Genomic DNA, 16,933 nt, shown 5'->3' on the forward strand with positions numbered 1-16,933 from the left:
ACATCCTTAAAGGTCCGGCCCCGCGGGTGGAGGTGGCTCTATCGACGGAACTGGATCCAGTTCACATTGGCGAAGTCGGCCGCCTGGCCGCTCGAGAAGGTCAGGAAGACCGTGTGCGTGCCGGTCACGTTGGCGACGTTGCCGGGGATCGACTGCCAGGTCTGCCAGCCACCGGTGCCGCCGAGGGCGAAGCTGCCGATCGGCGCGCTGGTGCGGCTGTCCAGGCGCACCTGGATGAGGCCGCTGACCCCGGAGCCGGCGCCCGACGCGACCCGGGCGACGAAGTCGCGCACGCCGCCCGTACCGAAGTTGACGTTGTTGAACTGCAGCCAGTCACCGTTGGCGATGTAACCGACATCCTGACCACCCTCGGAACAGGCTTCGACCTGCACGCCGGCCGACGCGTTGAACGACTCGGCCTCGATCCGCGCGAAGGCGTCCCGGGTACCGGAGGGGGGCGGCGTGGTCGTGGGTGGCGGGGTGGTCGTCGGCGGAGTGGTGCCGCCGCCCGAGCTCTGCCAGACGGCCACGTAGTCCACGAGCATCGGGACGCCCGGCTGGGTGGCCGCCGTCGGCCCGCCCCCGAACGCAGCCGGGAAGCCACCGCCGATGGCCACGTTGAGGATCACGAACATGCCGTGATGCGTCGCGTTGTTCCAGGTGGTGGCGTCGACCGAGTTCGAGGTCAGGGTGAAGTAGTTGTTGCCGTCGAGATACCACCGCAGCTGCTCGGGCGAGGTGCTGCGGTCGTACTCGATCGCGTACGTGTGGAAACCGGTCTTGCAGCCGCTGCAGGCGCGCTCGCCGCTGCCGATGCCGGTGGTCTCGTTGCACGGACCGCCCGGGCTGGTGCCGCAGTGCAGAGCGGCGAACACCGACTCGCGGCCGTTGATGTTCTCCATGATGTCCCACTCGCCGATGCTCGGCCAGTTCGTCGCGCCGACCGGCCGGGCCGCCGCCCCCAGCGCCCAGAACGCCGGCCAGTATCCGGCGGCCGCCGCTCCGCTGACGTTGGGCTGCTGAATCCGCGCCTCGATGCGGACCTTGCCGCCGACGGGCGCGGCGAAGTCGGTGCGCTGGGTCTCGACCCGGCCCGACGTCCAGTTGCCGGCTGCGTCGCGCAGCGGCTTGATCACCAGATTGCCGTTGCCGTCCTGGTAGACGTTGTTCGTCGAGTCGGTCATGTACTCGATCTCGCCGGTGCCCCAGTTCGAGGCGCCGCCGGGATAGCCGTGCCCGATGTCGTAGAGCCAGTTGGACCGGTTCAGCCCGGTCCCGGCCGCGCCGGTGAAGTCGTCGCTGAACGCCAGCGACATGCCGGGCGGTGCGCTGGGAACGGCCGCGTTGGCGTCGGCCGTGAAGACCGCGGTGGCAGCGACCGCGAGTATCGCGGCGGCCGACGCGAACAGGCCGCGTATCCGTCGAGTCATGATGCGCCTTCTTTCGGGGGGTGATGTGAGAGCGCTCTCAGCGGATTTCACGCTTGTTACAAATGTGTTGTCAACATGGACGTTCCTCGATTGCCCGTTCACACCTGCGAACGGCACAGTTTCCCTGGGGCAACGACCGGGTACAGCCCGCGCATGGACACCGCGGACTCGACCACCATTGACCCCGCACTGGCCGAGAAGGCCGAGTCGAACGATCTGCTCACGCTCGGGGTCGAAGAGGAGTATCTGCTGGTCGACGCGGTCGAGCCGCGCGCCGTCGAGGCGGTCGAGGAAGTCTTCGACCATGTGCCGGCCGAGATGCGCGAGGTCGTCCAGCACGAGCTGATGCGCAGCCAGATCGAGGTGGCCAGCCCACCCCAGCTCGAGCTGGGCGCGCTGACCGAGGCGCTGAGCGGGCTGCGCCAGACTGTGGCCGCAGCCGCCGAGGCCGCCGGGGCCCGGCTGATCGCGATGGGCACCGGACCGGCCGCCGGGCCGCACATCCGGTTCGTCGACAAGCCGCGGTACCACCGCATGCGCGAGCGTTTCGGCGACCTCTCCCCCGGCCCCGGCATGTGCGGCACGCATGTGCACGTCAGCGTCCCGGACGACGAGACCGGCGTGCAGATCCTCAACCACCTGCGGCCCTGGCTGCCGATCTTCCACGCGGCCACGACCAACTCGCCGCTGACCGGCGGGCGCGACACCGGCTACGCCAGCTGGCGATCCCTGCTCTGGGAGCGCTGGCCCACCGTCGGGCCCACGCCCTATCTGCACTCGGTCGACGAATATCACCAGCTGATCGGCGACCTGATCGCGAGCGGCGCGATGCTCGACGAGGGAATGCTCTACTGGTACGCCCGGCTCTCCGCGAACTACCCCACCGTCGAGATCCGGATGGGCGACGTCATGCCCACCGCCGAGGACGCGGTGCTGCTCGCCGCCCTGGCCCGGGCCCTGGTGGCCACCCTGATGAACGAGGTGCGCGAGGGCCGGCCCGCCCCCGACGTGCCGCATCCGCTGCTGATGGCCGCGCACTGGCGGGCCGCGCACGACGGCCTCGAGGGGCTGAACATCGACATGGCCACCCGTGAGCCACGCCCGGCCTGGCGGCTGATGCGCCAGCTGTTCGACTACGTGCGGCCCGAGCTCGAACGCCACGGCGACCTCGAGACGGCGACCACGCTGATGGGCCGGCTGCGCTCGCACGGCACCGGGGCCGCCCGCCAGCGGGCGATCCTGGCCCAGGGCGGCTCGGTCTCCGACGTGGTGGACCGTTTCGCCCGGCTCACCCGCGGCGACACCGCGGAGAAGTGATCCGGCGGACGTAGGCTGAGCCGGTGAAGCTGGTGGTCATCGGCGGTGACGCTGCCGGCATGTCGGCCGCCTCGCAGGCCCGCAAGCGCCTGGGCGAGAGCGATCTGGGCATCGTCGTGTTCGAGCGGGGGTCCTTCACGTCGTACTCGGCCTGCGGCATCCCGTACTGGATCGGCGGCGCCGTCCCGGAGCGGGACGCGCTGATCGCCCGGACGCCCGAGGAGCACCGCAAGGCCGGCATCGACGTGCGGCTGCGCCACGAGGTGGTCGGCATCGACCTCGACCGTCGCGAGGTGCTGGCCCACGACCTCGACGGCGGCGGCGAGGTCCGCGAGCCGTTCGACCACCTGGTGTACGCCACCGGCGCGGTGCCGGTCATGCCGGAGTGGGCGCGGGTGCGCGACCAGGGCGTCTTCGGGGTGCAGACGCTCGGCGACGGCGAGGCCATCCACGCCTGGCTCGACCGCGAACCGAAACCGCGCAACGCCGTGGTGATCGGCGGCGGTTACATCGGCGTCGAGATGGCCGAGGCCATGGTGCACCGCGGGCTGCACGTCACGCTGCTCGACAAGTCGCCCCAGCCGATGGGCAAGACCGTCGACCCCGACATGGGCGCGCTGGTGCAGAAGGCCATGCGCGGCATGGACATCGAGGTCGTGACCGACGCGCACGTCGACGGCCTGGAGACCGCGGGCGGCCGGGTGCGGGCGGTGGTCACCCCGGGCGGCTCGCTGCCGGCCGATCTGGTGGTGCTGGGCCTGGGCGTACGCCCGAACACCGCGCTGGCCCGTGAGGGGTCCCTGCCGCTGGGCCCGACCGGGGGCGTCCGCACCGACCTGCGCATGCGGGTCGAGGGGCTGGAGGGGGTCTGGGCGGCCGGGGACTGCGTCGAGACGCGCCACCTGCTCACCGGCCGGCCCGTGCACGTGCCGCTCGGCACCCACGCCAACAAGCAGGGCCGGGTCGCCGGCATCAACATCGGCGGCGGCTACGCCACCTTCCCCGGAGTGATCGGCACCGCGGTCACCAAGGTGTGCGACCTCGAGGTGGCCCGCACCGGCCTGACGTCCAAAGAGGCCGAGGCGGCCGGGTACGCCTTCGTCACCGCCACGGTCGACTCGACGAGCCGGGCCGGCTACTACCCCGGCGCCCAGCTGATGACCGTCAAGCTGATCGCCGAGCGCCGCACCGGCCTGCTGCTCGGGGCGCAGATCGTGGGCCGCGCCGAGGCGGCCAAGCGGATCGACGCGCTCGCGGTCGCGACCTGGAACAGGATGACCGTCGAGGACATGACGGCCCTCGACCTCAGCTACGCGCCGCCGTTCGCCCCGGTGTGGGATCCGATCCTGATCGCTGCCCGAAAGGCCACCGAGGCGGTACACGCCAGCCTTTGACCGTATTTGTGGTTCCCGAGTCACGGAGCGCTGCCAGGGACTATCACGCGGCGTAGCGTGACGACCACCAATTCGGTCTCGCGCATGATCATGAGGCACGGTAGGCATGCAGCATGTCGCCGCAATCGCCCCGAATTCCGACGCAGGATCACGCCTCGGGCGGGGCGGCCGACGCGGCGTACGCCACCTCCACCGGACGGCACCGCCGGCCCGAGTCGCTGGCCGACGTGAGCGTCCGCAATGGACCGCGCGTCACCATGAACGCGCTCGACGCCACACCTCTCCAGCGCTCCTCGGCCGAACCACCGCGCCGGTCGGCCCGCCACCAACGCCCGGCGCGCGGCGGCCGTCATGCGGTCACCCGCCCGCCCGCGGGTGGCCCGGCCGCTGAGCGCGCCGCTGCGGGACGCCCGCCGGCCACCGGCAGCCACCGTGCGCCCGGCACCCTGCCGATCGAGTCCTGGCTGCTGCTGGGCCGGACCCGGCAGGGCGCGCTGCTGGCGTCGCTGGTCGCGGTCGGCGTCCTGCTCCTGGCCCTGCCGGCCGAGCAGAGGCGCGACAGCATCGATGCGGTGAACGCGGCCGCCCAGGCGGTCGCGGGCGTCCAGACCAAAGCCCCGGCGCCAACCGCTCCCGCCTCCCCCGCCGCCCCGGCCAAGGAGAACAAGGAATCGTCGAAGGACTCGGCCTCACCGGGGAAGGGCACGCCGGAGAAGGCCGCGCCCAAGCCGACCGCCGACGTCCCCGGCGTGCCCCCGGCCGCCGAGGCGACCGACGCGGCCGGTCCGGCCGGCCCGGAGAAGCCCAGCGCCGGACCGGGACAGTCGCTGCGCACCACGGGCAACGAGACCGTCGCGCTGACCTTCGACGACGGACCCGACCCGGTGCAGACGCCGCGGATCCTCCGGCTGCTCGACCGGTACCAGGTCAAGGCCGTCTTCTGCGTGGTCGGCGCGCAGGTCGAGCGGCACCCTGAGATCGTCCGCCAGATCGTCGCGGACGGGCACACGCTCTGCAACCACACGTGGGACCACAGCCTCACGATCGGTAAGGACAAGCCGGCCGAGATCAAGGCCGACCTGGACCGGACGAACGCCGCGATCCTGGCCGCCGACCCGGCCGCGAAGATCCCGTTCTTCCGGGCCCCGGGTGGCAACTTCACCGACCGTCTCGTCGGCGTCGCCGGTGACTCGGGGATGACCTCGCTCTACTGGCAGGTCGACCCGCGCGACTGGGACCACCCCGACAAGGAGACCGAGCCGCAGCACATCAAGCGGGTGATCGACGACATCCGCGAGCAGGTGCGGCCCGGGTCGATCGTGTTGTCGCACGACTTCAACCAGCCGGCCACCATCACCGCGTACGAGCAGCTCCTGCCCTGGCTGACCGAGAACTTCGCGATCGGCATCCCCGACCGCACGGCCGACCGGGCCGACGCCCCGCCCGCCGCCGACGACCCGGAACCGACCGGCACGCCCGAGCCGGACAGCACCGAGGCGCCGGCGGCCACCCGGCGCTGACCAAGCTTTTGCGGCCGCCGGCCTCGATCAGGCCGACTCAGCCTGCCGGTTGGCAGGTCGGACACCAGTACAGGTTGCGCCCGGCCATCGGGCCGCGAGCCACCTCGGTGCCGCAGACCAGGCACGGCTGACCCGCCCGGCGATAGACGTACACCTCGCCGCCGTGCCGGTCGACGCGCGGCGCCCGCCGCATCGCCTCGGGCGTGTGCCGCGTGTGCACGGTGTCGATGCGCCCGCGGAGCACGCCCTCCTTCATCAGCGCGCGCAGGTCCGTCCAGAGCTCGTCCCAGCACTCCGCGCCGATCGACCGCCCCGGCGTGCCCGGCGCGAGCCCCGCCCGGAACAGCACCTCGTTGGCGTAGATCAGCCCGCACCCGGCGACGATCGACTGGTCGAGCAGCAGGGCGAAGATCGCCTTGGTGCTCGCGCGCACCCTCTCCCCGGCCCACCGGGCGTCCGCGTCGTCGCGCAGCGGGTCGGCGCCCAGCCGGTCGCGCAGCAGCTGCGCCCGGCCCGGGTCGAACACCTCACAGGCGGTCGGCCCGCGCAGGTCGAGCCAGTGCGCGTCGGCGACCAGGCGCATGCGCACCTGCCCGACCGGCTCGGGCACCGGCGGCGTCCCGTCGGTGAACTTCCCGTACAGCCCCAGGTGGACGTGCACGCTGAGGTCGCCCTCGTAGTGATGGAAGAGATGCTTCCCGTACGCCTCGGTGTCGATCAGCCGCCGGCCGTCGACCAGCACGGCGCCGCCCGTGAAGCGCCCCTGAGGGCTGCCGACCCGCAGCACCTGACCGGCGAAGAGCTCCCGGTGCCGAGCCGCGAGCCGATGAATGGTGTGTCCCTCTGGCACGGGGAGCAACGGTACCCAGGTCGCCCGGATCCACGCCCGGCTCTTCACATCGGGACGGTTCGGCGCGGTGGTTCTGCCGTGAGCGGATTCGCCTACAGGGGAATCGCTGGGAGCTGGGGCTCCCGCTGGGGAGACTTAATCGCGTGGAACGGCCGGTCGGGTGACAGGTCCCGCGGCGGATGCGAGAGGGTGTTGTCATGAGTGTTGACGAGTTGACGATGCGGGGCGGTGGCGCATCCTTCGATGACCAGGTGTTCGAGCGGTTGCTCCGGGAGCGGATCATCTTCCTCGGCAGTGAGGTCAACGACGAGGTGACCAACCGCATCTGCGCCCAGATGCTGCTGCTGGCCTCGGCCGACAGCGAGAAGGACATCGCGCTCTACATCAACTCGCCTGGCGGCTCCATCAGCGCCGGCATGGCGGTGTACGACACGATGCAGTACATCAAGAACGACGTGGCGACGATCGCGATGGGCATGGCCGCTTCGATGGGCCAGTTCCTGCTCTGCGCCGGCACCCCCGGCAAGCGGTACGCGCTGCCCCACGCACGGATCATGATGCACCAGCTCTCCGGCGGCATCGGCGGCACCGCGGCCGACATCGCCATCCAGGCCGAGAGCATGCTGCACATCAAGAACGTGATGAACGAGCGGATCGCCTTCCACTCGGGCCACACCCCCGAGGAGATCGAGGCCGACTCCGACCGCGACCGCTGGTTCACCGCCGAGCAGGCCCGCGAGTACGGCCTCGTGGACCACGTGATCAGCCGGGCCAACCAGGTCACCAACACGACCTCGCTGGTCTGAGCAGTCAAACCCTCTGAGCAGTAAGAACATCCGGTACGGCACGGGCGCGTGGGGCCTCCCACGCGCCCGTTGTGTCGTTCCGAGCGGTTCGGGGTAACACCAGGGCATCCCCGAATCTGTCAAGGAGGTGCTGACGTGAGGCTCCCGACGTTCTCCCGCCAGTCCACGAGCGATACCACGGAGACCCCCGAGCACCCGGCCGGTGCCGGCTCGGTGGCCCGGCCCCGTGACGACAACACGACCGAGGTACGCCCCGGTCCCGTGCACGCTCGTCGCGACGACGCCGACACGCTGACCGACCTGCCACCCGCCCCGAAGCACGCGGACCGCACCGTCGCCCCTCCTCCCCCGCCGGCCACGCCGTTCCGTCCCGAGGGCGCCCGGCCGACCGGCTCCGCCGCCGTCGACCGCGAGACCGCCGCCCCGGCCGGCCCCAAGCCCCGCGCCAGCCTGCTCGCCACCCTCGGTCTGATCCTGGGCGTGGCGTCGGTGCTGCTGGTGCTCTCCGGCCCGCTCCTGGGCTACGGCCTGGGCGTCGCCGGCCTGGCCCTGGTCCTGTCGCTGAGCGGCATCCACGCCACCGGCAAGCGGCACGTCGCGGGCAAGACCGACGCCCTGCTCGGCATGGTTCTCTCGCTCGGCGCGATCGTGCTCGGCGTGCTGGCGCTGACCGGCTCGCTCTCCTGGCTCGGCACCGATGTGCAGCCCGTGAACAATCTTCGCGAGTGGCTCGACGCACGGTTTGCCGACCGATTCTGACGGGTACCAGATATTCGCCGACGGCGATGCGCCCGAGGCACTGATCGGAACCGGGTCCGGCTTCCACCGGACCCGCCCCGGAAAAGCCCGGCGGTTCGCCGGCAACCTCTTCGACGTCGAGGGTGGCCTGGTTCAGGCCACCCTCGAGGTCTGTCGCAACGAATCTTCGCCGCCGGCCCCGAGCACGCAATGATCGAAAGCAGCTTGCAGGGTTGAGCTGGGGTCTTCGCCGGTCCGGCACGCCTAGCGTTTCAGCCATGACGACCACGGCTTCGCCGCGCCGCTACCTCATGTGCCGGCCCACCCATTTCGCGGTGACCTATCGCATCAACCCGTGGATGGATCCCACGGCGCCCTATGACAACGCGCTCGCCGTCCGCCAGTGGGAGACCCTGCGGCAGACCTATCTGGAGCTGGGCCACACGGTCGAGCTGATCGAGCCGTTGCCCGGGCTGCCCGACATGGTGTTCTCCGCGAACGGCGCCACGGTGGTCGACGGTCGCGTGCTGGCTGTGCAGTTCCGCGACGCCGAGCGGGCCGACGAGGCTCCCGCGTACGCTTCCTGGTTCCGTGAGCGCGGCTTCGAGGTGATCGAGCCCAAGCACACCAACGAGGGTGAGGGCGACATCCTGCTGGCCGGCGACGTGCTGCTGGCCGGGACCGGCTTCCGCACCGCGCACGCCTCGCACGCCGAGACACAGGAGGCCCTGCACCGTCCGGTGATCTCGCTGCAGCTCGTCGATCCGGCCTACTATCACCTCGACACGGCGCTGTGCGTGCTCGACGACACCAACGTCGCGTACCTGCCGTCCGCCTTCTCGCCCGGTTCGCAGGCCGTTCTCCGGCAGCTGTACCCGCACGCGGTGATCGCGAACGAGGAGGACGCCGCCGTGCTCGGCCTCAACGCCGTCAGCGACGGCCGCACGGTGGTCCTGCCGGTCCAGGCGACCCACCTCGCGGCCGAGCTGCAGGCCGCGGGCTATCAGACCGTCCCGGTCGACGTCTCCGAGCTGCGCAAGGCCGGCGGCGGACCCAAGTGCTGCACGCTGGAGGTGCGCGGATGACCAGTGTCGACCTGAGGACGCCGGCCGAGCTCGACGAGGCCGAGCGCTACACCGCCCACAACTACCACCCGCTTCCCGTGGTGATCACCGAGGGCGAGGGCGCCTGGGTCACCGACGTGGACGGCCGCCGCTACCTCGACTTCCTCGCCGGCTACTCGGCGCTGAACTTCGGGCACCGGCACCCCGGGCTGATCGCCGCGGCGCACGCCCAGCTCGATCGGATCACGCTGACCAGCCGGGCCTTCGTGCACGACCAGTTCGCCGAGTTCTGCCGGTCGCTGGCCGAGCTCTGCGGCAAGGACCTGGTGCTCCCGATGAACACCGGCGCCGAGGCCGTCGAGACCGCGATCAAGGTGAGCCGCAAGTGGGGCTACCAGGTCAAGGGCGTTCCGGACGGCCGGGCCGAGATCATCGTCGCCGCCGGCAACTTCCACGGGCGGACGACGACGATCGTCAGCTTCTCGACCGACTCCGACGCCAAGGCCGACTTCGGGCCGTACACCCCCGGGTTCGTCGTCGTGCCCTACGGCGACGAGGCCGCGCTGCGGGAGGCGATCACCCCGCACACGGTGGCCGTGCTGCTCGAGCCCATCCAGGGCGAGGCCGGCGTCCTGGTGCCGCCGACCGGCTATTTCGCGGCCGTCCGGGCGCTTTGCGACGAGCACAACGTGCTGATGGTCGCCGACGAGATCCAGTCCGGCCTCGGCCGCACCGGCCGCACGTTCGCCATCGAGCACGAGGGCGTCGTCCCCGACATGTACGTGCTCGGCAAGGCGCTGGGTGGCGGCATCGTGCCGGTCTCGGCGGTGGCCGCCGACCGTGCCGTGCTCGGCGTGCTCAAGCCGGGCGAGCACGGGTCGACGTTCGGCGGCAACCCGCTGGCCTGCGCGGTCGGCGGCGAGGTGGTGCGCCTGCTGGCCACCGGCGACTTCCAGCGACGCTCGGCCGAGCTCGGCGAGCGGCTGCACGCCCGGCTGGGCGCGCTGATCGGCAAGGGCGTGGTCGCCGTGCGCGGCCGCGGCCTGTGGGCCGGCGTCGACATCGACCCGGCGCTGCTGACCGGCCGGCAGGCGTGCGAGCGGCTGGCCGAGCGCGGCGTGCTGGCCAAGGACACGCACGGCTCGACGATCCGCCTGGCGCCGCCGCTGGTCGTGACGGCCGAGGAGATCGACCAGGCGGTCGACCAGCTGGCAGCGATCATGGTGGAGGCCGGAGCCTAGGGTCTCAGCGTTCGAACTTCCGGAGGGCCATCGTCGGCGCCTCGGCCATCACCGACTCGGGTTGGACGACGCCGCCGGTGGCCCACATCTTGGCCCGGCCCACGTGGATGCCGGCGTAGAGCTCGACCACGTCGGTCGGGGCCAGGGTGCGGCTCTCGCTGCGGTGCAGGGCGATCCGCTCGTCGTCGTTGGCCGAGCCGTTGAGCCGCACGCCGCTGCCGTTGGTGCTGATGTCCTGCACCGTCAGGTTGCCGTCGGTGCGCAGCGTGAACTGCACGTGCCCGCGGCTGATCCACTTGCGGGCGTCGTCGGTCAGCCACTGGCCGAGCATGACGCCGTTCCCGCCCTCGGGGGCCCGGCCCACCACGACCGGCTCGTCGGTCGACACCACGAACCGGCGCCGGATGACGCCGTCGATGCGGACGGAGAGAACCTCGACGGCCGCCCGCTGGCCGGCATCGCGCAGCTGGGCGCCGTGCCGGGGGCAGGTCGGCACGCCGCCGCGCAGCGCCGGCGGGGGCTGGGACACCGGGCTGGTGTACGTGCGCATGTCGGCGAACGGGCTGTCCGGGTCGCCGCCGGAGCCGAAACTCGTGCAGTTGGGCTCGGGGCAGCTCCACACCCGGGCCAGCAGCCGCTCGCCCAGCGGCGACCGCTCGGCCTGCTGCGGGGGCTCCCCCCGGCCGACCCGGGCCATCAGCACGGTGCTGCCGCCCTCGCCGGCCACCGCGGCCAGCAGGCGGCCCGGCTCGTCGACCCAGGGGTACCGCTCGCTGTTGCCGCGCGTGCGGGTGAGCACCGGCAGGCCGAGCAGCTCGGCCACCTCGAACACCCGGTCGTCGAGCTGGGGCACGACCTCGACCTTGCCGTCGTCGGCCCAGCGACGGATGACCATTCGCTCGTTCGAGGTCAGGTCGGTGTCGGAGAGCAGGCCCCGCGGCGCCACCACGAAGACCGGCACGTTCTCCTCGGCGACCCGCCGGCCCAGGGCGTCGACGACGAGGCCGAGGCGCACGGAGCTGGCGGGGCGGCCGCCGTCCAGATCGGCGTATCGCACGATCTCCGACAGGTCCACCACCGCACGGGCGAGTGCCGGATCAGTGGTGAGCCGCGCCTCGATCGCGTCGAGGACCTTGCTGACCTCGAATCTCACGGGTCCTCCCGGTGGTCTGCGGATGATGTGCAACGGCAATCATGCCGTGCGCTTGCCGCAAGCGGTATGACACCCCTCTGTGACGGTCCGGTTGTCCGTCGTGTCCGTTTGCCGTTCCGGGCGTTCGGGAATTGATGTCGGTGACGAGAGCCGGTCCCATTCCGAGGGCCGGCCGGGCTGAAGGGACGGACATGCGGACACCACGGCTCGCGGGGCTGGGTATCGCGACGATGGCGACGGCCGCGATGGCGATCGCCGGCTGCGACTCCGGCACGTCGTCGGGCACGGCCCCGTCCGGCGCGGCTTCGGCCCCGGTCTCGGCTCCGGCCTCGGCCTCGGTGAGCGCGGCCGACCCGGCCGCGGTCGAGGCGCTGACCAAGGCGACCTCGCAGCTCGGCACCACGAGCTTCAAGCTGAACGCGACCTCGGGCGAGGGCTTCAAGCTGACCGGCGCGGTCGACCCGGCGCAGGGTGTCGGCACGGCCGAGCTCAGCGCGACCGGCCCGAACGCCCAGCTCAACATCAAGACGCTCCTGGCCGGCCAGGATCTCTACCTGCAGGTCCCCGGCTTCACCAAGGCCGGCACCTGGACCCACGTCGACGTCTCCCGGCTGCCCGAGGGCGTCAACGTGGGACTGCGCCCGGGCCAGCTCGACCCGGTCAACACGTCGAAGCTGCTCAGCTCGTCCACCGACGTGCGTTCCACCGGCCCCAACGCGTACGCCGGGACGCTCGACCTGACCAACGCGGTCGGCCTGGCCGGCGTCTCGCAGGTGACCGTCGACCAGACCGGCGCCCAGGCCCAGAAGGTGCCGTTCACCGCGACCACCGACGACCAGGGCCGGCTCTCCGAGATGACCGTCGAGATCCCGGCGGTCAACGGCCAGGCGGCTCAGCCGCTCAAGGTCGTCTACAGCGATTACGGCACCCCGGTCAGCGTGGCCAAGCCGGCCGCCGCCGAGGTGACCGAGGCTCCGGACAGCCTCTACAAGTCGCTCGGCAGCTGACGCTCCTCCGCACCAGGCCCGGTCGGGACGATGTTCCGGCCGGGCTTTCTGCTGCGCTTCTCAGACGTCCGCGGGTGACCGCCGGGCGGTCCAGTCGGTGCTGAGCGGCCGGAATGCCGGGCGGTTCTCCTCGACCCACGAGTCGATCCGGGCCCACCAGTCGTAAAGCCAGGCGACCCGCTCCTCCTCGCCGGCCGGGATCTCCTCGGGCGGCACACTCCAGAACTTCATCACCAGGCGCTTGTCCATCGGCAGCTCCTGCCAGACGTCGGCCACCGTGATCATCCTGTCCAGGCCGGTGTGGGCCACGAAGATGACCCCGGCGTCGGGCGCGGCGTCGATGGCCGCGAAGAGGCCGCCGGGCTTGGGCGGCAGCAGGTGCCGCAGATTTTCGGCCCGTTCGGCCGCGTCGGCCAGGCCGCGCGCCTTGAGCCGGGCGATGGCGCTGGTGCGGCGGCGGGGCGTGAAGTTTCCGCCCTCGGGGAAGATGACGAAGGCGTCGTTGTCGTCCAGCCCGGTGGCGGTGTCGCCGATCTGCTGCTCGAGCGTCGACGTGCCGGTGCGGCCGGGTGAGATGAACCTGTTGGGCAGGCGGTTGAGCAGCACGTCGACGGCCGGGTCCCACTGCAGGGTGGCCTTGAGGACGATGCGCGGCTCCCGGTCGAACCAGTTGGTCAGCGCGTGGATCAGGACGAACGAGTCGCCCGGCCCGGCGTGCCGGCTCACCACGATCTCGGGGCGGCCCGGCAGGGCCGTGTCCGGGTCGGTGCCGACCACGTCGACGGTCAGGTGCAGCGCCCACTTGGCGAACCAGAACAGGATGGCCAGGAAGCGGCCGGTCACCACGTAGTGGGCACGCTGGAAGGCCGGGCCGCGGAGGTTGTGGCCGAAGCCGGACGCCACCCACAGCCCGGCCAGCACGATCAGGGCGGCCGCGTCCCAGAGCAGATAGAGCACGATGGTCAGCACCAGCCGGGGCACGCGCAGGTGACCGGGCACCAGCGGCGAGGCGATCAGCGCCAGCACCAGCCAGACCGGGAGCGTGGTGAGCAGCACGAGGGCGAGCACCACGACGGCGGGCGCGATGACCAGGCGGCGCACCCAGACCGGGGGAAGCGGCATCAGGACGCGTCCGGCTCGGGCTGCGACAACACGTTGGCCGCCAGGTAGCGGCGGGACGCGGTGTAGGCGCGGCTGATGCGGCGGCCCACGGCGGCCAGGTCGCGATAGGCCCAGGGGGTGTCGTCCCGGCTCTCGCCGCCGCCGGTGGGAAGCACATGCACTCGTACATCATCGGGCAGCGACGCCAGCTCCCGGGCGAACCGATGTCGGCGGGCGATCTCGAAGGCCACCTGGGCGACCTCCCACGGCCGGCGGGGAACGGCCAGCGGACGCTCGACCCGGCCCACCTGGAGGACGAAGATCAGCTTGGCGCCGACACGCACGGCCTCGCCGATCGGGATCGAGTTGACGATCCCACCGTCCACATAGTGCTCTCCGCCGATCTCCATCGGGGGCAGCAGCCCGGGCACGGCCGACGAGGCGAGGACGGCGTCGACCAGGGGGCCGCTGTCGAACCAGTGCTCGGCGGCCCGTTCGATGCTGGCCGCGCAGCAGTGGAACGGCACCTTGAGGTCGGCGAACGTCGACGACTCGCCCAGCTCGCTCTCCAGCAGCCGGCGCAGCGGCAGCGGCGAGTGCAGGTGGGTGCGGGCCGCGAACCGGCGCAGCTGCCGGCCGATCGAGTCGCCGTAGACGGTGGCCGCCTCGGGCGAGGTCCAGAGGCGGACGAGCCGATCGGTCACCGCCTCGTTCGGGTCGGAGGCGACCAGGGCGCCGTTGACCGCGCCGATCGAGGTGCCGATCACCGCGTCGGGCCGGAATCCCGCCCGGAACAGGGCACGCAGCATGCCCACCTCGACGGCGCCGAGCACGCCACCCCCACCGAGCACGAACGCCACCGGACCGTTGACCATGGCTTCATCGTGGCACGCGGCTCCCCCACCGGCTGAGGACCGCACCCGGATCGCCCACCGCGCCGCTCGCCACCGTAGCCGTAGCCACCGCCGTCGCCGTCGCAGGAGCCCGGCGACCGCGACCGCGACCGCGACCGCGACCGCGACCGCGACCGCGACCGCGACCGCGACCGCGACCGCGACGACGATTGTGGCCGGAGCAGCGGCTTGAGGCGGGTGCCGTTCTTGCGCTTTGAGCGTGACCACTCACGCAGGTCGCCCGGTTGGGGTGAGCGTTCTGGGCGCGCCAGCGCCCTGCTCACCCCAGCCGGGCCCTCGGCGGGAGCAGCGGTCCGAACCCCCGCCGAGCTACGACATCCAGCCTTTGACCTTGAAGTCCTTGCCCGATTCTCAGGTGAGCGACTTCAGATACGCCCCATTTTGGTTTTGGAATTCGTAGTTGTAGAACTTGTCCCAGTTGATCGACCAGGTCATCAGCCCGCGGAAGTTCGGGTTGGTGCCGCTGCGCGGGGTGTACGAGCCGCAGTTCGTCCCGCGCACCAGGCAACCGACCGCCTGCTGGATCGCGGCCGGGGCGACGTAGCCGTTGCCGGCGCTGACCGAGCTCGGGGCGCCGAACGCGACCTGGTCCTCGCGCAGCGCCGGGAACACGTTGGCGGTGTTGCCGGCGACCGGGAAGCCGGCGAGCAGCATGTCGGTCATCGCGATGTGGAAGTCCGCGCCGCCCATCGAGTGGTACTGGTTGTCCAGGCCCATGATCGAGCCGGAGTTGTAGTCCTGGACGTGCAGCACGGTGAGGTCGTTGCGCAGGGCGTGGATCACCGGCAGGTACGAGCCGGCGCGCGGGTCCTGCCCGCCCCACGGCCCGGAACCGTAGTACTGGTAGCCGAGCTGCACGAAGAACGTCTCGGGCGCCATGCTCAGCACGAAGTTCGCTCCGTACCGGGCCTTGAGACTCCTCAGCGCGGCGATCAGGTTGACGATGACCGGCGTGGTCGGGTTCTTGAAGTCGGTGTCGCCGGTGTTCAGCGACAGCGAGTGGCCCTCGAAGTCGATGTCGACGCCGTCCAGGCCGTACTTGTCGATGATCGCGCCGACCGAGCTGACGAACTTGTCCCGGGCGGCGGTGGTGGTGAGCTGCACCTGGCCGTTCTGGCCGCCGATCGAGAGCAGCACCTTCTTGCCGGCTGTGCGCTTGGCCCGGATGGCCGCGATGAAGGCGGCCTCGCTCTCGACACTCGGGCACTCCGCGACCGGGCAGAGGTTGAACCGGATGTCGCCCGAGGTGACCGTGGTCGGCTCACCGAACGACAGGTTGATGATGTCCCAGTTCGCCGGCACGTCGGCCATCCGCAGATAGCCGGCGCCGTTGGCGAAGCTGGCGTGCAGGTAGCCGATGAGCGCGCGCTTGGGCAGGCCGGTGACCGGGGGCTGGGTGGTCGGCGGCGTGGTGGGCGGTTGAGTCGTCGGGGGCGGCGTCGTCGGGGGCGGCGTCGTCACGGGCGGGGTGGTCGGCGGCGGGGTTGTCGGGGGCGGGGTTGTCGGGGGTGTGGTGCCACCGCAGACGCCGTTGTCGATCCAGACGTCCCACTGGGCGCTGTGGGTGGACGGCGCTTCGTTCTGCGTCCACCACTTCGCGGTGTAGTTGCGGCCGCTCTGCGAGGCCACGTTGTCTTTCACATAGACAGCGGTGGCGCTCCACGCCGGCGCGCACGCGGCCGCGGCGCTGGCGGAGGACGCGAGGTAGACGGTGCCCCCGCCGGCCGCGAGAACCGCGGCCATAGTAAAGATCATCGATCGGCGCATAGCCAAGTATTAATACTGTTAAGTTTATTTGTAAATAGCTGCGCCGGTAGATTGCCTGCGTGGAGATCGCGTACGAGCCGGTGCGGCCCGGCGATGCCGCCGAGTTCGCCGCCTTCCTGGCCGGCGAGGAGTGGCCCTTCCACGCCGGCGGGGCGGTCGACCCCGTGACCGTTTCGAGCTGCTGCCCGCGATCACCCGCATCGAGGGCACCACGCGAGCCGACAACCGGGCGATGCGGGCCGTGTTCCTCGCGAACGGCTTCGTCAAGGAGGCGCACTACCGCGAGGCCTGGCCCGGGAAGCAGGGCGAACCGCACGACACCATCGGGTACGGACTTCTCCGGCGCGACTGGCTCGGCAGGACGGTCACACCGGTCGACTGGGCGGGTTGAGCCGGGCCCCGATGGCCTCAGTCCAACTCGGGCATCGCCACGGCGTGCGGTCGCGGCCGGCAGGTGCCGCACTGCACCGCGTCGTCCACCACCAGCGCCTCGGCCCGCCGCCGTGTCTCAGACCGGCTGACCTGCAGCAGGTAGGGGCCGAAACGGGCGTGTTCGGCGCAGACGCCGCGGCCGCAGAAGCGGCAGCTCGCCCGGGCCGACTCGGCACAGAACCAGCAGAGCATCGAACCT

At 71.4% G+C, this 16,933-nt stretch carries 16 protein-coding genes; 9 read left to right on the plus strand and 7 right to left on the minus strand.

Features of this window, described 5'->3' with window-relative positions; all coding sequences use genetic code 11:
• Nucleotides 1–38 precede the first annotated feature (38 nt).
• Complete coding sequence (locus HJC40_RS16615; RefSeq protein WP_250001981.1) at nucleotides 39–1,430, minus strand: carbohydrate-binding protein; 1,392 nt, start codon at nucleotides 1,428–1,430, stop codon at nucleotides 39–41.
• A 153-nt stretch (nucleotides 1,431–1,583) separates the two neighbouring features.
• Between HJC40_RS16615 and HJC40_RS16620 the strand changes: the two genes are divergently transcribed.
• The 3 genes from HJC40_RS16620 to HJC40_RS16630 all read left to right on the plus strand — a co-directional run bounded on the left by HJC40_RS16620 (nucleotide 1,584) and on the right by HJC40_RS16630 (nucleotide 5,661).
• On the plus strand, nucleotides 1,584–2,747 hold the full coding sequence (locus HJC40_RS16620; RefSeq protein ID WP_250001982.1) for a glutamate--cysteine ligase: 1,164 nt from the start codon (nucleotides 1,584–1,586) through the stop codon (nucleotides 2,745–2,747).
• A gap of 23 nt (nucleotides 2,748–2,770) precedes the next feature.
• Complete coding sequence (locus tag HJC40_RS16625; protein WP_308200907.1) at nucleotides 2,771–4,141, plus strand: FAD-dependent oxidoreductase; 1,371 nt, start codon at nucleotides 2,771–2,773, stop codon at nucleotides 4,139–4,141.
• Between the two features lie 113 nt (nucleotides 4,142–4,254).
• Complete coding sequence (locus HJC40_RS16630) at nucleotides 4,255–5,661, plus strand: polysaccharide deacetylase family protein (RefSeq protein WP_250001983.1); 1,407 nt, start codon at nucleotides 4,255–4,257, stop codon at nucleotides 5,659–5,661.
• Nucleotides 5,662–5,698: 37 nt separating this feature from the next.
• Here the strand turns inward: HJC40_RS16630 and HJC40_RS16635 are convergent, their stop codons facing one another.
• Nucleotides 5,699–6,511, minus strand: a complete 813-nt coding sequence (locus HJC40_RS16635; RefSeq protein WP_250001984.1) for a DNA-formamidopyrimidine glycosylase family protein — start codon at nucleotides 6,509–6,511, stop codon at nucleotides 5,699–5,701.
• 197 nt (nucleotides 6,512–6,708) lie between these two features.
• Between HJC40_RS16635 and HJC40_RS16640 the strand changes: the two genes are divergently transcribed.
• The 4 genes from HJC40_RS16640 (at nucleotide 6,709) to rocD (ending at nucleotide 10,360) form a co-directional block, all read left to right on the plus strand.
• The gene (locus HJC40_RS16640; RefSeq protein WP_250001985.1) at nucleotides 6,709–7,317 is read left to right on the plus strand and encodes an ATP-dependent Clp protease proteolytic subunit; all 609 of its coding nucleotides are present in this window, start codon (nucleotides 6,709–6,711) and stop codon (nucleotides 7,315–7,317) included.
• A 135-nt stretch (nucleotides 7,318–7,452) separates the two neighbouring features.
• Entirely contained in the window at nucleotides 7,453–8,076 is a 624-nt protein-coding gene (locus HJC40_RS16645; protein WP_250001986.1) for a hypothetical protein, read from the plus strand.
• Between the two features lie 257 nt (nucleotides 8,077–8,333).
• Entirely contained in the window at nucleotides 8,334–9,140 is an 807-nt protein-coding gene (gene ddaH, locus HJC40_RS16650) for a dimethylargininase (RefSeq protein WP_250001987.1), read from the plus strand.
• Nucleotides 9,137–10,360, plus strand: coding sequence for an ornithine--oxo-acid transaminase (rocD, locus tag HJC40_RS16655; RefSeq protein ID WP_250001988.1), 1,224 nt, complete (start codon nucleotides 9,137–9,139; stop codon nucleotides 10,358–10,360). The genes ddaH and rocD overlap by 4 nt, the downstream gene beginning before the upstream one ends.
• 4 nt (nucleotides 10,361–10,364) lie before the next feature.
• Here the strand turns inward: rocD and HJC40_RS16660 are convergent, their stop codons facing one another.
• Nucleotides 10,365–11,513 carry an FHA domain-containing protein gene (locus HJC40_RS16660; protein ID WP_250001989.1) on the minus strand — a complete coding sequence of 383 codons (1,149 nt, stop codon included), beginning with the start codon at nucleotides 11,511–11,513 and terminating at the stop codon, nucleotides 10,365–10,367.
• A gap of 191 nt (nucleotides 11,514–11,704) precedes the next feature.
• Here HJC40_RS16660 and HJC40_RS16665 point away from each other — a divergent pair, with 191 nt between their 5' ends.
• Nucleotides 11,705–12,520: a hypothetical protein gene (locus HJC40_RS16665; RefSeq protein ID WP_250001990.1), complete on the plus strand. Its 816-nt coding sequence runs from the start codon at nucleotides 11,705–11,707 to the stop codon at nucleotides 12,518–12,520.
• Between the two features lie 60 nt (nucleotides 12,521–12,580).
• Here the strand turns inward: HJC40_RS16665 and HJC40_RS16670 are convergent, their stop codons facing one another.
• The 3 genes from HJC40_RS16670 to HJC40_RS16680 all read right to left on the minus strand — a co-directional run bounded on the left by HJC40_RS16670 (nucleotide 12,581) and on the right by HJC40_RS16680 (nucleotide 16,302).
• Nucleotides 12,581–13,642 carry a 1-acyl-sn-glycerol-3-phosphate acyltransferase gene (locus HJC40_RS16670; RefSeq protein ID WP_250001991.1) on the minus strand — a complete coding sequence of 354 codons (1,062 nt, stop codon included), beginning with the start codon at nucleotides 13,640–13,642 and terminating at the stop codon, nucleotides 12,581–12,583.
• Nucleotides 13,642–14,496 carry a patatin-like phospholipase family protein gene (locus HJC40_RS16675; RefSeq protein ID WP_250002084.1) on the minus strand — a complete coding sequence of 285 codons (855 nt, stop codon included), beginning with the start codon at nucleotides 14,494–14,496 and terminating at the stop codon, nucleotides 13,642–13,644. The genes HJC40_RS16670 and HJC40_RS16675 overlap by 1 nt, the downstream gene beginning before the upstream one ends.
• Nucleotides 14,497–14,886: 390 nt before the next feature.
• Complete coding sequence (locus tag HJC40_RS16680) at nucleotides 14,887–16,302, minus strand: glycosyl hydrolase family 18 protein (protein ID WP_250001992.1); 1,416 nt, start codon at nucleotides 16,300–16,302, stop codon at nucleotides 14,887–14,889.
• Between the two features lie 130 nt (nucleotides 16,303–16,432).
• Between HJC40_RS16680 and HJC40_RS16685 the strand changes: the two genes are divergently transcribed.
• Complete coding sequence (locus HJC40_RS16685) at nucleotides 16,433–16,693, plus strand: GNAT family N-acetyltransferase (protein WP_250001993.1); 261 nt, start codon at nucleotides 16,433–16,435, stop codon at nucleotides 16,691–16,693.
• Between the two features lie 17 nt (nucleotides 16,694–16,710).
• On the opposite strand, the gene HJC40_RS16690 is transcribed toward HJC40_RS16685, so the two are convergent.
• A complete protein-coding gene (locus tag HJC40_RS16690; protein ID WP_184955172.1) occupies nucleotides 16,711–16,926 on the minus strand; it encodes a hypothetical protein in 216 nt (71 codons plus the stop codon).
• Nucleotides 16,927–16,933: the final 7 nt, after the last annotated feature.

Source organism: Actinoplanes sp. M2I2 (assembly GCF_023544445.1).
In the GTDB taxonomy this organism is placed as follows: domain Bacteria; phylum Actinomycetota; class Actinomycetes; order Mycobacteriales; family Micromonosporaceae; genus Actinoplanes.